The sequence below is a fragment of the Glycomyces rhizosphaerae genome (assembly GCF_042647865.1).
Classification (GTDB): domain Bacteria; phylum Actinomycetota; class Actinomycetes; order Mycobacteriales; family Micromonosporaceae; genus Glycomyces; species Glycomyces rhizosphaerae.
This window is the reverse complement of sequence record NZ_JBHRWO010000009.1, coordinates 15,032-30,144: the sequence shown is the minus strand read 5'-3', so window position 1 is coordinate 30,144 and position 15,113 is coordinate 15,032. Positions and strand designations below refer to the sequence as shown.

13 protein-coding genes are annotated in these 15,113 nt (G+C 69.2%); 9 read left to right on the top strand and 4 right to left on the bottom strand.

All coding sequences use genetic code 11. The annotated features are described in order from the left end of the window. Positions 1-377: 377 nt before the first annotated feature. Positions 378-1,286, bottom strand: a complete 909-nt coding sequence (locus tag ACFO8M_RS09385) for a LysR family transcriptional regulator (protein ID WP_387973795.1) — start codon at positions 1,284-1,286, stop codon at positions 378-380. A gap of 87 nt (positions 1,287-1,373) precedes the next feature. On the opposite strand from ACFO8M_RS09385, the gene ACFO8M_RS09380 reads away from it, so the two are divergent. From ACFO8M_RS09380 to ACFO8M_RS09365, 4 genes are all read left to right on the top strand, one after another. Next, positions 1,374-2,513, top strand: coding sequence for an NAD(P)/FAD-dependent oxidoreductase (locus tag ACFO8M_RS09380; protein ID WP_387973792.1), 1,140 nt, complete (start codon positions 1,374-1,376; stop codon positions 2,511-2,513). Positions 2,514-2,536: 23 nt separating this feature from the next. After that, positions 2,537-3,919, top strand: coding sequence for a 2-oxoadipate dioxygenase/decarboxylase (hglS, locus tag ACFO8M_RS09375; RefSeq protein WP_387973789.1), 1,383 nt, complete (start codon positions 2,537-2,539; stop codon positions 3,917-3,919). A 13-nt stretch (positions 3,920-3,932) separates the two neighbouring features. Continuing rightward, complete coding sequence (gene amaB, locus ACFO8M_RS09370; RefSeq protein ID WP_387973786.1) at positions 3,933-5,471, top strand: L-piperidine-6-carboxylate dehydrogenase; 1,539 nt, start codon at positions 3,933-3,935, stop codon at positions 5,469-5,471. Positions 5,472-6,957: 1,486 nt separating this feature from the next. Then, positions 6,958-8,553, top strand: a complete 1,596-nt coding sequence (locus tag ACFO8M_RS09365) for a discoidin domain-containing protein (protein ID WP_387973784.1) — start codon at positions 6,958-6,960, stop codon at positions 8,551-8,553. On the opposite strand, the gene ACFO8M_RS09360 is transcribed toward ACFO8M_RS09365, so the two are convergent. Beyond that, entirely contained in the window at positions 8,528-9,205 is a 678-nt protein-coding gene (locus ACFO8M_RS09360; protein ID WP_387973781.1) for a response regulator, read from the bottom strand. The two genes, ACFO8M_RS09365 and ACFO8M_RS09360, sit on opposite strands and share 26 nt — an antisense overlap. Next, positions 9,202-10,398, bottom strand: coding sequence for a sensor histidine kinase (locus tag ACFO8M_RS09355; protein WP_387973778.1), 1,197 nt, complete (start codon positions 10,396-10,398; stop codon positions 9,202-9,204). The genes ACFO8M_RS09360 and ACFO8M_RS09355 overlap by 4 nt, the downstream gene beginning before the upstream one ends. Positions 10,399-10,542: 144 nt before the next feature. On the opposite strand from ACFO8M_RS09355, the gene ACFO8M_RS09350 reads away from it, so the two are divergent. The 3 genes from ACFO8M_RS09350 to ACFO8M_RS09340 all read left to right on the top strand — a co-directional run bounded on the left by ACFO8M_RS09350 (position 10,543) and on the right by ACFO8M_RS09340 (position 12,584). Further along, positions 10,543-11,463, top strand: a complete 921-nt coding sequence (locus ACFO8M_RS09350; protein WP_387973775.1) for an ATP-binding cassette domain-containing protein — start codon at positions 10,543-10,545, stop codon at positions 11,461-11,463. After that, on the top strand, positions 11,460-12,260 hold the full coding sequence (locus tag ACFO8M_RS09345; protein WP_387973772.1) for an ABC transporter permease: 801 nt from the start codon (positions 11,460-11,462) through the stop codon (positions 12,258-12,260). The genes ACFO8M_RS09350 and ACFO8M_RS09345 overlap by 4 nt, the downstream gene beginning before the upstream one ends. Positions 12,261-12,443: 183 nt before the next feature. Further along, a complete protein-coding gene (locus tag ACFO8M_RS09340; RefSeq protein WP_387973769.1) occupies positions 12,444-12,584 on the top strand; it encodes a hypothetical protein in 141 nt (46 codons plus the stop codon). 73 nt (positions 12,585-12,657) lie between these two features. Here ACFO8M_RS09340 and ACFO8M_RS09335 read toward each other — a convergent pair whose 3' ends face one another. Beyond that, the gene (locus tag ACFO8M_RS09335) at positions 12,658-13,644 is read right to left on the bottom strand and encodes a LuxR C-terminal-related transcriptional regulator (protein WP_387973766.1); all 987 of its coding nucleotides are present in this window, start codon (positions 13,642-13,644) and stop codon (positions 12,658-12,660) included. Positions 13,645-14,042: 398 nt separating this feature from the next. On the opposite strand from ACFO8M_RS09335, the gene ACFO8M_RS09330 reads away from it, so the two are divergent. Together ACFO8M_RS09330 and ACFO8M_RS09325 are read left to right on the top strand one after the other, a co-directional pair. Continuing rightward, positions 14,043-14,231: a lysine biosynthesis protein LysW gene (locus ACFO8M_RS09330; protein ID WP_387973763.1), complete on the top strand. Its 189-nt coding sequence runs from the start codon at positions 14,043-14,045 to the stop codon at positions 14,229-14,231. Next, complete coding sequence (locus ACFO8M_RS09325) at positions 14,228-15,106, top strand: RimK family alpha-L-glutamate ligase (protein WP_387973760.1); 879 nt, start codon at positions 14,228-14,230, stop codon at positions 15,104-15,106. Before ACFO8M_RS09330 ends, ACFO8M_RS09325 begins: the two co-directional genes overlap by 4 nt. Positions 15,107-15,113: the final 7 nt, after the last annotated feature.

Genomic DNA, 15,113 nt, shown 5'->3' with positions numbered 1-15,113 from the left:
CGATGAGAGTATCGTGTACCGACCAGATCGGACTGTCAATGACTTCCGGAAAATTATCGGAACTTTCTTGCGCCAGAAGGAGCAACTGAACGAGCATCAGTACTGCTGAGAACGCCGTCCGTTCGGAATCCCTCGAAATCCACCAGCTTCGACCAGCAAAGCGGCACACCCGAACTGCGAAACTTCCGGAAATTATCAGGCCCGTGGAAGTAGACCACGAACTTCCGCTTGCGTCAGCCGAAGTCGGTCAGGGGGCCGTAATCACCAAGGCCGGCAACGAGGTCGGTGGGTTCGTCGCGGAGGGTGGCGTCGAGGAAGAGGGTCCGCGCCGGAAGGTCCCGGCGACGGGCTTCGACGCGCCCGGGAAGGCACTTCGTTCAACGATAGTCACGCATGGCCTCGCAAAGGGCGTCTACGAGGAGTCTGCGGGACGGCTGGGTGGTGTGGCCGGGGCGGGCGAACAGGACGATGTTGCGGTGGTCGGCCTCGGCCAGGTCGATCAGGTCGAGGCCCTCCGGTCGCATTCGGAGCATCATGCGGGTTGCGGGCGTGACCCCGAGACCTGCCGCGGCCATTGCCAGGCAGGCTCCGGTTTCGGTGACCTCGTGGATGACGTCGGGTTCGTATCCCGCTCGGCGGCACATCGCCCGGGACGCGATGCCGAAGTGGGAGGTCGGGGCGGCCATGATCCAGGGGGATGCTGCGAAGTCGGCCAGAGAGGCCGGTGTCCTGACTGCCGGCCAGTCGTCAGGTACGGCAACGGCCATCGGTTCGGTCACCAGGACTGTTCGATCCACGCCTGCGGTCACCGCGGGCGGCGTTGAGGCGTAGTCGACGGATAGCGCGAGGTCGACCGATGCGCGGCGGACCGCTTCGGCGGCGGCGTCCACTTCGAGTTCGACTGAGCGGACTCGAATCCAGGGTGCTTGCCGCCGAAGGGCTTCGAGGGCCGGGCCGAGGGCCACCGCGGCCGGGCTGCCGAAGACGCCGAGCCGGATGTCGACCTGGGCTTGGCCCGGCCGCCAAGGGCCTTCCATCGCGGCGATCGCCTCGGACTCGGTGATGAGGATCTGCTCGGCGTAGTCCAGGAACCGCGCGCCGCGTTCGGTCAGGCGCAGGCCCCGGCCGACGCGTTCGAATAGGGCATGGCCGAGTTCGCGCTCCAGTGCCGCGATCTGCTGCGACACCGCGCCCGTGGTGTAGCCGAGCGCTGCGGCGGCGCTGGTCATGGCCCCGGAGCGGGCCGTTTCCACGAAGGCGCGCAGCCTGACGAATCCTAGATCCATGCAGCGATGCTAAACGGTTTCTTGCAGGACCGTTCGATGGACCTGAAGGGTCCTGGTCGGGATACTGAGGTGCATTGGAGGTGCGCCTTGAAGGTTCTTCCCCGTTCTGCCGAGGTCGTCGTCATCGGCGGCGGCGTCATCGGGTTGAGCATCGCATTTCACCTTGCCGACGCCGGTGTTCGCAATGTCGTTGTGGTGGAACGGGACTTGGTCGGCCAGGGGTCTTCGGCCAAGCCGCTCGGCGGGGTCCGGGCGACGTTCTCCGATCCGGGGAACATCATGCTGGGACAGCGGAGCCTTGAGGCCTTCGAGCAGTTCCGCGCCGACATCGGGCTTCGCCAGGTCGGATACCTGTTTCTCTGCCGCACCGAGGATTCGGTCGCCCAGGTGGAGGCGAGCACCGCGTTGCAGCGGAGCCTGGGCGGTTCGGGTCGGATGGTCTCGCCAGCTGAGGCCGTCGCGCTCAATCCGTTCCTGAACGGCGATGCCCTCCTGGCCGCTTCCTTCTCCCCCAGGGACGGTTACGCCGAACCGGGTCGAGTCGTGGCGGCTTACCGCGCCGCCGCGGTCGAACTCGGGGTCCGGGTGATCGAGAGGGCCGAGGTGCTCGGCATCGACCGCACTGGGGCCCATATCAACTCGGTGGCGACGACTCGCGGCGCGATCCGCACGTCGCGGGTCATCTGCGCCGCGGGGGCCTGGTCGGCTCCGATCGGTGACATGGTCGGCGTCCCCCTGCCCGTCGAGCCGGTCCGGCGGCAGATCGGCGTCACGCCCGATGAGCCCGGCCTGCCCACCGTTCCCTTCACGCTCGATCTGGCCACCACCATGTACTTCCACAACTCCGGCGAGGGGCTGCTGCTGGGGATCTCCAATCCGGAGCAAGCGCCCGGGTTCGGCCGGGACTTCTCTCTCGAGTGGCAGCCCTCCTTCGACCGGGCAGCCTCGGTCGTCGCGCCGTCCCTGGTCGGGCGGACGTTCGCGTCGGGTTGGGCCGGGCTGTACGAGAACACGCCCGACCACAATGCCCTCATCGGCGCCTCGGCCTTGATACCCGGGTTCTCCTACGCGACGGGTTTCTCCGGACACGGTTTCCTGCAGGCGCCCGCCGTCGGCGAGGTCGTGCGGGACCTCTTCCTCGGCCGCGAGCCTTTCCTGGATCCCGCACCGTTCCACGCCGACCGGTTCGCCGAATCCGCACCGGTGCGTGAGGTACACATCATCTGAGCCGATCGAGAAGGAGGACACGCATGGTCCCCACGTGGCAGTTGCGGGCGCGATTCGCGTTGCGCCTGGCCGAGATGTACGGCAGCGAGGTGCCCGCGTATCACACCCTTGTGGACGTCTGCCGCGACGTGAACGACGAGACCGCCAGCGCCCGAGGCGAAGCCGGGCTGCGGCTCGGCAGCATCGAGCGGGTGACCGCCGAGCGGCACGGTGCGATCCGGGTGGGTTCGCCGCGCGAGCTGGCGCAGGTCGCCCGGGTCTTCGCGGCGTTCGGGATGCTCCCGGTCGGCTTCTACGACCTGCGGGACGCCTCGAAGAGCTCGGTCCCGGTCGTCTCCACCGCGTTCCGTCCGATCGATCGCGATGAGCTGGCGCGCAACCCGTTCCGGGTATTCACCTCCATGCTCGTCACCGAGGACCGGCGCTTCTTCGACGCGGAGACCCAAGAGAGGCTGGAGGCGTTCATCGCCGCCCGCGAGTTGTTCGGACCCGAGTTGCTGGCGCTCGCCGACCAGGCGGTCTTGCAGGGCGGGTTGGACGACGTCGATGCCGACCGGCTGCTGGGACTCGCGACCGACTCGTTCCGGCTCACCGCCGAACCCATCGACCGCGACTGGTACGACACGCTCGAGACGATCTCCGCCGTCGCCGCGGACATCGGCGGCGTCCCCGCGACGCACATCAACCACCTCACGCCCCGCGTGCTCGACATCGACGAGCTCTACGCGCGCATGCAGGCCCGCGGGATCGCCATGATCGACGAGATCCAGGGCCCGCCCGCTTGGGAGGGCCCGGATGTCCTGCTGCGCCAGACCTCGTTCCGGGCCCTCGCCGAGGAGCGGGTCTTCCGACACGCGGACGGGAGTGTCCAGCGCGGGTCGCTGCGGGTGCGTTTCGGGGAGGTCGAGCAGCGCGGGATCGCCCTCACCCGGGCCGGGCGGGAACTGTACGACCGGCTCGTCGTCGAGGTGGACGCGCGCCTTCGCCAGGCCGGGGACGGGGCCACCCGGCAGGAGGTCGCTCGTGAGGTCTGGCGTGAGTCGCTGCCTCGCACCGAACGTGACCTGGTCCTGCAGGAGCTCGGGTACTTCACCTTCCGGGCCACCGAGGTCGCGCCGGACGGCAGCGCCTTGAAGGACCTCCTGGAATCGGGGGCGCTCGTCGCCGAGCCGATCGTGTACGAGGACTTCCTGCCGCGTTCGGCCGCGGGCATCTTCCAGTCGAACCTGTCCGACGAGGGCACGCGCGACGACGATCAGGCCGGCGCCGACTACGACCTCCCCCGGCTGTCCGAGCTGGTCGGCGCCCACATCCATGACCCGTTCGATCTGTATGCCGCCCAACAGGACGAGTCGTTGCGCGAGGCCGAACGGCAACTCGGCCTGCGCATCGACACCGACTCATGATCCGGAGACGCACATGACCAATCCCCACAACGCCCCGCCCGCGGCGGGCGAGCAGACCGCCGCCGTCGCCAAGGCGCTCCGGGCCCTCGGCGTCGACCTTGACGCGTTTGCCGGGCCGCGCGAGACCCGTTCGCCCGCAACCGGAGAGGTCCTGGCCCGCACCGTCGAGCACACCGAGGCCGATGTGGACGCCGCCGTCGCCGCGGCCCACGAGGCCTTCCTGACCTGGCGGGACGTCCCCGCTCCGGTGCGCGGCAACCTGGTCAAGCGCTGGGGCCGGCTCCTCACCGAGCACAAGCGGGAGCTGGCGGTCCTGGTGACCGCCGAGGTCGGCAAGATCGAGTCGGAGGCGCTCGGCGAGGTCCAGGAGATGATCGACATCTGCGACCTCGCGGTCGGCCAGTCCCGGCAGCTCTTCGGCAAGACGCTCCCGTCCGAGCGCCCCGGCCACCGGCTCGCCGAGACCTGGCATCCGCTCGGCGTCGTCGCGGTCGTCTCCGCGTTCAACTTCCCTGTCGCCGTGTACGCCTGGAACGCCGCGCTCGCCCTCGTCGCGGGCGATGCGGTGGTGTGGAAACCCGCTGAGGCGACGAACCTGTCCGCCATCGGGGTCGACGCGCTGCTGGCCCGCGCCGTGCGCGAGGTCGGTGCGCCCGAAGGGATCCACCGGTTGGTGCTCGCCGACCGCGTCGTGGGGCGGCACCTGGTCGACGACCCGCGGGTGGCACTGGTCTCGGCGACCGGTTCAGTGCGGATGGGCCGCGAGATCGGGCCGCGCGTGGCCGAGCGGTTCGGGCGCGTGCTGCTGGAGTTGGGCGGCAACAACGCCGCGATCGTCGCGCCCTCGGCCGACCTCGATCTCGCGTTGCGCGGCATCGTGTTCGCCGCGGCGGGCACGGCCGGGCAGCGGTGCACCACGTTGCGGCGCCTCATCGTCCACACCTCGATCGCCGATGCGCTCGTCGAGCGCATCGCGGCCGCATACGGGACGCTCACCATCGGCGACCCGAGCGCCGAAGGGACCTTGATCGGGCCGCTCATCAACCGCGGCAGTTTCGAGGCGCAGCAGGCAGCGCTCGTGCGCGCGGTGGCAGAGGGCGGCACGGTGGTCGCCGGCGGCGCTCGGGTCCTGGAAGGCGAAGCGCCCGAAGCGTTCTACGTCGAGCCCGCCGTGGTCCTGATGCCGGGCCAGGACGGTGTGGTGCAGGAGGAGACGTTCGCGCCGATCCTCTACGTGCTCACCTACGACGACCTGGACGAGGCCATCGCCTTGCAGAACGGTGTCCCCCAAGGCCTCTCGTCGGCGATCTTCACGCAGGACCAGGCCGAGGCCGAGCGGTTCCTCTCCGCGAGCGGCTCGGACTGCGGCATCGCCAACGTCAACATCGGCACCTCGGGCGCCGAGATCGGCGGTGCCTTCGGCGGCGAGAAGGAGACGGGTGGCGGCCGCGAGTCCGGCACCGACGCGTGGCAGGCGTACATGCGCCGGGCCACCAATACCGTGAACTACTCCGGGCAGCTGCCGCTCGCGCAAGGGGTGAAGTTCCTCTAGAGGCAATGCGGTTCGGTTTGGGCTGGGGCCGTGGCTGTCTGGTCCGGGCTGGACCCGGGGTGGGCTGGGAGCCGGGACGCGGTGGAGGCGTATCGCTCCGTGGTGGCCTGCGCTTCAGGCGGGCGGCGACGGAGGAGTGGGCGGTGGGGCGGGGTCGGTTGGTGGGCGGCGGGATCGGTTTTGGTTGGGGTGCAGGCGGTTCGAGGCGGAACGTGAATAGTTTCTCGTCTTATGGGTGATGCGGCAGCCCTTGGGAAGCTGGATAATTGAGGTACGCACAGGGATATGGATTCCGTACAGGAGTCGAGTAGGTGCAAGCAGACTAAGCCAAGCCTCTGGCCGACTCGACCACCCGGCGGAAGCCGAGACCACCCGCCCGTAGCTCGGGCCGGTCTCAGCCCGGGGCTCGCAGGCATGCCCCACGTGCTATCGGGACTCGCTCCCAGGCCGAGAAAGCATCAATGACGGACTCGGAACCAAGGAGCGGGAGATCGCCGGGCGGGATCACCCCAACCGGAGGCAGTGCCCCGAACGAGGCACACCACCACGCATCCGCAGGGCACCTGGAAGGGACACACGGCAAGGGCACGGCGGCCTCAAAGTCGGCCGGGCGCTTCGTCCCCCTGTCCTGGTGTCGCCACCACGGGGTCAGTCCCGCAGGGGCGAGGGATGCAGCACGCCAAGCCGGACCAGACCAGGATCTGGCGACGGTCGAGGCGGAAACGAAGCCCACCGGCACGACCGACGATGCGAGAACAAGGATCGAAGGCCGCAGGTCCGCGATCGAAGGCCAAGAGCCACAGAGGAAGACCGAGAGACGAAGCGAAGGGAGATGTCGGTCATGGCGAACTCGACTTTGATAATGCTGCGCGAACGCACCACGCCACGCCACGCCACGCCATCACGTCGCCGCGCTTCGCCGTCCCCGCGACCGGCCCGGCAGGTGCGGCGGCAATCAACCCCGCAGTGCCGGCCACCCCGAACCGGACTCGCCCGGTCCCGGCTACAAGCCCCGAGCGGATCGCAGCCTCACCGTCGCTGACAGCCTGCAACCGAGCCGACAACCGCCCGGCCCCAGTCTGCGACCTCGGCAGACACCCACCTCACCGTCGCTGACCGTTTGCAGCCCAACTGGAACGGGCCCGAACTCGGCCAGTCGCCTGCGGGCGATCCCCACCTCTTCGTCGCTGATCGGTTGAAGCCCAACCGAAAACCGGCCCAGCCTCAGCCGGACACCCCGGGTATTCCCCCACCTCTTCGTCGCTGATCGGTTGAAGCCCAACCGAAAACCGGCCCAGCCTCAGCCGGACACCCCGGGTATTCCCCCACTTCTTCGGCGCAGCTGGTTGAAGCCGAACCGACGATCGGCCCAAACCGTCACCGAACGACATCGTCTCTGTCGACTCCGGTCTTGACAGCGCTCTCAACGCCGCTCACTATTGATCGAAATTGTTAGATGTTGAGATACGGCCCGAAGGCGGATGTCATGGCGTTGAGGTTGCGGGCTTGGGCGGCTTGGGCCGCTGCGGTGATCGTCGCGGCAGGGGTGCTCCTCATCGGGCCGGCCGCATCCGCCGCACAGTCCGAGGAGGGCGAGCCGGTGCCGGTGGGCCAGACCTGGAACGACACCAGCGGGAACCCGATCCAAGCCCACGGCGGCGGCTTCCTCGAGCACGACGGTTGGTACTACTGGGTCGGCGAGAACAAGAGCCACAACTCCGCGCTCTTCCTCGCTGTCAGCCTCTACCGGTCCCAGGACCTCCGGAACTGGGAGTTCGTCGGCGACCTGCTCACCCAGGACACGCCCGGCGTGTGCACCACCGGCACCTACGACGGCGCGGCGTGCAAGATCGAGCGCCCCAAACTCGTCTACAACGAGGCCACCGACACCTTCATCCTCTGGGGACATTGGGAGACCGCCGAGAACTACGCCGCCTCCCACCTGATCGTCGCCACCAGCGACACCATCGACGGCGACTACGCGATCGTGCGCAACTTCCGCCCCGGCGCAGGCGAAGTCGCCACAGAGCACGCCGACCCCACCTACGCCGGGACCGACGGCCTCTGGGGCTACGGCTCCCGCGACTTCACCGTCTTCCAAGACCCCGACACCGGCCAGGCCTACCTCGTGTCCTCCCAAGACCACCTGAGCATGCGCCTCTACCCGCTCACCGCCGACTTCACCGACGTCGACTGGCAGCACTCCTACCCCCTGTTCGAAGGCCGCCGCCGCGAAGCCCCCGCCCTCGTCAAGATCGACGGCGAATACGCCATCGTCACCTCCGCCCAATCCGGCTGGTACCCCAACCAGGCGCTGTACGCCACGACCAGCGACATCGCCGACCCCGACGGCTGGTCCGAACTCACCCCGGTCGGCAACAACACCACCTACTACAGCCAGCCCACGAACATCATGACCATCGAGGCCACCGACGGCACCCGCCAATACCTCTACATGGGCGACCGCTGGAACCCCGGCGCACTCGGCTCCTCCACGTACGTGTGGCTCCCGCTCCAAGTCGACGGCACCGAGCTGACCATGGGCTTCCACCCCGAATGGAGCTTCGACGCAGCCACCGGAACCGTCCAGGTCCCGAACGTCGCGCTCGTCTCCGAAGGCCGACCGGTCGAGGCGACACAAGCCGACGCGGCCTTCCCGCCGAGCGCCGCGAACGACGGGATCGCGTACAACCTCAATACGAGCGGCGACAACACCAACTACTACAAGCCGGCCGGGGTCCCGTTCACGTGGGACGTCGATCTGGGCCGCATACGCGACCTCAGCCGCGTGGATCTGAGCTGGCGCAGCTACAACGGATCGGAGACCTACAGCGGGTACACGGTGTCGGGCAGCGTCGACGGCGAGACCTGGGTGTCGCTGGCCGACCGGTCCGCCAACACGACGGTCGGCTTCACGACGGACGGGCTCTCCGGCCGATACCGCCACGTCCGCATCGAAGTCCACAAGGTCGTCAACGACCACAACGGCAACGGTGCCGCCTGGGCCGCAGGACTGGTGGAAGTGCAGGTCTACGCCAAGGTTCCCGGTTGCGCGTTTACGGGAGCGGGTCGCCCGGCTTGACCAGGCCGGTCTGGTAGGCGATGACGACCAGTTGGGCCCTGTCGCGGACGCCGAGCTTCGTCATGGCCCGGTTGACATGGGTCTTCGCGGTGAGCGGCGAGAGGTACAGCTTGGCCGCGATGTCGTCGTTGGAGAGGCCGTGGGCCGCCAGCGCCAGCACCTCGCGTTCGCGTTCGGTCAGGGCCGCAAGGGGTTCGGGGGTGGAGAGCGGACCGGGTTCGTTCTGGCTGAGGAAGCGCCCGATCATCGTGCGGGTCGCCTTGGGCGACAGGAGCGCTTCGCCCCCGGCGACGACGCGGATCGCGCGCACGAGATCCTCGGGTTCGACGCCCTTGCCGAGGAAGCCGCTGGCGCCCGCGCGCAGGGCGAGGACGATGTTGTCGTCGTTCTCGAAGGTGGTCTGGACGAGGATGCGCACGCCCGCGAGGTCCTCGTCGGCGGCGATCCGCTTCGTCGCCTCGATGCCGTCGAGTTCGGGCATGCGGATGTCCATGAGCACCACATCGGCGCGTTCGGAGCGGGCCAGTTCGACCGCCTCGCGGCCATTGTGAGCCTCGCCGACGACCTCGAGGTCGGGCGCGGAACCGATGATCATGGCGAACCCGGCGCGGATGAGCGCCTGGTCGTCGGCCAGCAGGACTCGGATGGTCACGGCGTCTCCTTCACGGTGGCGGGCAGCGCGGCGTGGACCGCGAAGCGCCCGTCCACAACTCCGGCGGTGACGGTGCCGCCCGTGGCGGCGGCGCGCTCGCGCATCCCGACCAGACCGTAGCCCGAACCCTTGCCCGCCTTCTCAGCAGCGACCGCGTTGGACACGTCGATGAGGACCGCGTCCGGTGTGTACGTGACCATGAGTGTCGCTTTGCCGGTGCCGTGCTTCTGCGCGTTCGTCAAGGACTCCTGGACGATCCGGTACGCGGCGAGGTCGACGACCGCGGGCAGTGCCCGCGCGTCGCCGCGCTGGCGGTGCTCGACCTGGAGGCCGGAGGCGGCGAACGAGTCGAGCAGTTCGGCGAGGCGGGCCAGGCCGCGCGTGGGCTCGGTCGACTCGTCGAGCTCGTCCTCTCCGCGGAGGACGCCGACGACGGAGCCGAGTTCCTTCATCACGGTGTCGGCCGCGCGCCGGATGTGCGCCAGCGCCGGCCCGACGGCCTCGGGGCGGGTCTCCAGGACGTGGGCGGCGGCGCCGGCCTGCACGTTGATGACCGCGATGTGGTGGGCCACAACGTCATGGAGTTCCCGGGCGATGCGCAGCCGCTCCTCGGCGACCCGGCGGCGGGCCTCCTCCTCGCGCGTCTCCTCGGCGCGGCGGGCGCGGCCCTCGACCTCGGCGATGTAGTCGCGGCGGCTGCGGGTCGCGTCGGCGACCGCCACCACGGCGATGGGCCAGGCGGTGGCGCCGAGGTTGGACGGATCGGTCCAGCCGCCGGCGCCGAACAGGCCGCCCGCGAGGTACATGGCCGCGATGCAGGAGCCCGCCACGAGCCACGAGCGGCGCCGGTTCGTGCGCCGGGCGAATGTGTAGGCGACGATCATCCAGGCGAGGATCAGCAGCGGGTGGCGGTCGCCGGTGGCGATGATGACGCCGACCGAGACCGCCGTGTCGAGGATCAGGAGCCGTTCGGGCCAGCGCCTGCGGGCGGCGAGGACGACCAGTGCCGTGGCGCCCGCGATGACGTGCGCCGGGACCGAGTCGGCGAAGGTGACGTCGGGGCCGCGTTCGGGGCCGTGATCGTCGCCGAAGAAGTAGGCCGTGAAGAACAGTCCGACGAACACGATCGCGAAGACCGTGTCGATGAGCGTCGCGTGCTTTCGCGTCCACGCGCGCGTCGTCCCCCATGCCATGCCGAAATCGTACGCGTGAACGTGTTCGCAGGTCATCGTCCACGCGCAGTAGCGGCGAACGGTGCGTCTACTGCCGTTGCGGTAGTCGGACGGCCCATGGTCGGAGGACGACGATTACGGCCGTCGGATCCGAGACTTGACCGCATGATCGAAGTACACGAACTCACCAAGCACTACGGCGACAAGGTCGCCGTCGACGGGCTCACGTTCACCGTGAAGCCGGGCATCGTGACCGGGTTCCTCGGCCCGAACGGCTCCGGCAAGTCGACCACCATGCGGATGGTCCTCGGCCTGGACCGGCCTACCTCCGGCACGGCCGCGGTCAATGGCCGTCCGTACGCCGAGCACCCCGACCCGATGTTCCAGGCCGGTGCGCTGCTCGACGCGAAGGCGGTCCACACCGGCCGCACCGCCTACCACCACCTGCTCGCGCTCGCCGCGACCACGGGCGTGCCGAAGTCCCGTGTGGACGAGGTGATCGACCTGGTGGGGCTGCATGAGGTGGCCCGCAAGCGGGTCGGCGGGTTCTCCCTCGGCATGGGCCAGCGGCTGGGGATCGCCTCGGCGCTGCTGGCCGATCCTGAAGTGGTCGTTCTGGACGAGCCCACGAACGGGCTCGATCCCGAAGGCGTGCTGTGGATCCGCAACCTGATGCGGGATCTGGCGGCCCGGGGGCGGACGGTGTTCGTCTCCTCGCACCTGATGAGCGAGATGGCGCTGACCGCCGAGCACCTGATCGTGATCGGCAAGGGCCGCTTGATCGCCGACGTGTCGGTGAGCGGGTTCATCGAGAGCGCCTCCAACGAGTCGGTCCGGGTGCGGTCGCCGCACGCGAACGAGCTGCACGACCTCATCGCCGGGCCCGAGACCACGGTGCTCAGCGTCGATCGGGGACTGTTCGAGGTCACGGGCCTGTCCGCCGAGGAGATCGGCGACCGGGCCGCGGGCGCGGGGATCCCGATCCACGAACTCACCGTCATCCGTCCGTCCCTTGAGGAGGCCTTCATGGAGCTCACCAAGGACGCCGTCGAATACCAGTCCGCCCTGATCGGAGAAGCCCGATGACCACCGCCGCCGTTTCCCTCCCCCGCAAGCGGGTCAGCCTGCCGCGGGTCGTCAAGAGCGAATGGATCAAGTTCTGGTCGGTGCGCTCGAGCGTCATCACCCTGGGCGTCGCGGTGCTGCTGCTGGTCGGCTTCGGGCTGCTGGCCTCGTCGCTGTACGGCAGCCCGTCGCAGGGCGGCCCTCCCGGCGGCGAGCCGACCGACCCGGTCGGCGCGAGCCTCACGGGCACCAACTTCGCGATGCTCGCGTTCGGCACGCTCGGCGTGCTGCTCACGGCCGGCGAGTACAGCACCGGGATGATCCGCTCCTCGATGACGGCCGTGCCGAAGCGACTTCCCGTGCTGTGGGCCAAGATCGCGGTGTTCACCGGCGTGGTGTTCGTGGCCGCGCTCGCCGCCTCGGCCGTCGCCTTCACCGCCGGCCAGGCCCTCATCGGCGACGCCGGCGCGTCATGGTCCGACCCGGGCGTGGCCCGCGCGGTGATCGGGACCGCGGTCGTCATGACCGGTTGCGGCCTGCTCGGCATGGGACTCGGCGCGCTCATGCGCTCCACGCCCGGCGCGATCACCACACTGTTCGGCGTCATGTTCCTGCTCGCCATGGTGGCAGCCCTGCTGATCCCGGACAGCTGGAGCGACCTCGTGCAGTACCTGCCTTCCGAGGCGGCCGACTCGTTCACGGCCCTGACGCAAGCGGAGGGCGCGCTCTCGCCCTGGGCAGGGCTCTCGGTGTTCGCCGGGTACGTGGTCGCCGTGATCGGCGCGGCCGCATGGCGCATCAAGCGCTCCGACGTCTGACCACCACCGGGAAACCGACGGCCCTGGACCGCGAGGTCCGGGGCCGTCGCCGTGCGCCGAAAACTGACCGGCCGGTTGTATGGCCTATTGAGCCGAGCGGATACTTTTGACGACTGTCAGTAGCCGAGCGAAGCGGATTCAATGGGGACGTATTCACACAACCCGATGACAGGATGACCCACTGTGCGACGCATCATCGTTCCGCTGACCCTCGCCTTCGCCGCTCTGCTCGCGATCGGTCTGGCGGCCCCTGGCCTCGCCGATGACGCCGACCTCGCGGGCAACGGCTGGGGCAACGGCGCCCCGCCGGCCAATCAGCCCTGATCCCCGCCGCCGCCCCGGCACCGAGAGCGGCATCGCACCCAGGCGGGTGCGATGCCGCTCTCGTTGTAGGCGTTCAGATCAGGTCGGCGTCGCTGATGAGGCCGCGGGAGGTCGCCAAGGCGCCCAGCTGGAAGCGGCTGCGCGCGCCGAGCCGCTTGGTCAGGTCCTCCGAGAGCCGCCGAATGGTCCGGTGGGAGACCTTCATCTGGCGCGCGGCCGAGGCGTCGGTGTGGCCTTGGGCCCAGAGCTTGAGCACGTGCTGCTCTTGGGCGGTGAGCGGTTCGGAGCGGTAGGGGCGGCGCCGGGTGAGCGGCTGCGCCTCGGCCCAGATGCTGATGAACAGCGCCACCATCGCCTGGATGATGACGCGGTTGCCGAGCACGAGCGCCCCGATCTCGCAGTCGAGATCGTCGATGGGGATGATGGCGCGCTCGCGGTCGAAGATGATCATCCGCAGCGGCAGCGAAGGCGCCGTTCGGACCTCGCCCCCCGCCTCGATCTCCCAGTCCAGGGCCTCCATCGTGTAAGGGTCGTTGCGGACGGCGTCGAGGTAGACCGACTTCATGCGCACGCCTCGCTTGAGGACGTCCTCGTCGACCGCCTGGGACTCTTCGAACGTCGCTGCGGAGAGCTTGCCCACAGGGGCGAGGATGAGCTGCTCCTCGACGCAGTCGCCGGCGAGTTCGGCGATGCGGTCGCGGATGGCCTTGAGCCCGATGATCTGCTCGACGCCGCTGTCCTTGGGCACTTTGGCCCCGTACTTGGAGAGCATGCGGGTCATGGCCATCCGGCCCTCTTCGAGCTGGTGCTGCATGTTGGCGACCGCGGCCTGCTGTCTGGCGAGGAGCGAGGCGAGGCCGACTTCGGGGTCCACCAGGGCGAGCCGGTCGTTCTCGTGGGTGATGAGCGCGGCCCGGGTGAGGTTGTCGATGGCGGTCTCGACCACGGCCCGCTCGTGCGGGAGCAGCTCGGCCAGTTCCGCCTCCTCGATGGTGGGGTTCTCGAGGAGCGCGAGGTAGACGGCTTCGGTCTCGGAGTCGAATCCGAAGGTGCTCAGCATGATGGTCCTTCCGAGGGGTGAACTCGCTCGGGTCCCGGGCGGGTTCGACGACGGCAGGTATTGCGGCACAGGGGAATCAGGCGGGTCATTAGCAATCCGTGTCCAGATCGTCGCGTTCCGGTCCCCCGCTCGAAATATAACATGGTCCCGCCCCTGCTGGGAGCGCTTACATTGACGCTGGGGAACGGTGTCGACCACACTCGTCCGTCCCTCCGAAATGATCTTGCGGGACGTCCCGGGAACCCGATCGGTTGCACCACTGCGACCTACCGCACGTGGCGGAAATGGCCCGCTCCCTCACGCGCACAAGTGACCACTGACAGCGGCGCCCCGGGACGGCCAATGTTGTGGCGGAACCATCCCATGACCCCACTCCGGAAGGAACCGGTGGCCGCCACATGAGCACCCAGACCGCCTCCGCCGACTGCCTCGTCTGCGACGCGCCCTTCACGATCGACGCCGCTTGGGAGAAGGGCGAGATCATCGAATGCGCCTCCTGCGGCCAGGAGCACGAGGTCGCCGAGACGACCCCCGAACGCACCCGGATCGAACTGGCCCCCGAGGTCGAAGAGGACTGGGGCGAGTGAACCAGCTGCAGGCCGACGTCCTGCTGTCGGTGACCATGCTGCGCCCCGAGGAGAAGCTCCTCGGGGCGGCACTGCGGGAGCGCGGCCTCGATGTCGCCACGGTGCTCCCTCCCGACCTGGGCGCGATCGTCCGCGGTGGAGCGTCCGCCCGGGTCGGGCTCATCCGCAACCTCTCCCACCAGCAGGCCGTCTCGACGGCGCGGCTCCTCGAGCACCTCGGCATCGGGGTGCTCAACCGCACCTCGGCCATCGAGGCCTGCGGCGACAAGGGCATCCAGGCGCTCATGTTCTCCCGCCACGGCGTCCCCCACCCCGAGTCCCACCTCGCGTTCAGCTTCGAGCAGGTGCGCGAGGCCGTCGAGGCGTTCGGCTGGCCCTCGGTGGTCAAGCCGGTCAGCGGCTCCTGGGGCCGCGGCGTCACCAAGATGGTCAACGCCGAGTGCGTCGACGCGTGGATCGGTGGCCGCGAATCCGCCGACGCCGCCGGGAAGCTCTTCCCGGTCCTGGTGCAGGAGTATGTCGACAAGCCCGGCCATGACCTGCGCGTCGTGGTCGTCGGGGCCGAGCCCGTGGCGGCCATCCGCCGGGTCTCCGACCACTTCCGCACCAACACCACGCTCGGCGCCGACGTCGAGCGGATCGACGTCACCGCCGAGATGGCCGACCTGTGCCGCCGGGTGACCGACATCATCGGCGAGGGCTTCTACGGCATCGACCTGGTCGAGGACCGTGCCGTCGGGGCGCTCAAAGTCCTTGAGGTCAACGCCAACCCCGAGTTCGCGAAGTCCTCATCGGTCCACGGCGTCGACATCGCCGCCGCCGTGGCCGACCACGTCCTGGCGACCCTCGCCGCCCCCCTGCCGAGCACCCCTTGAAGGAGGA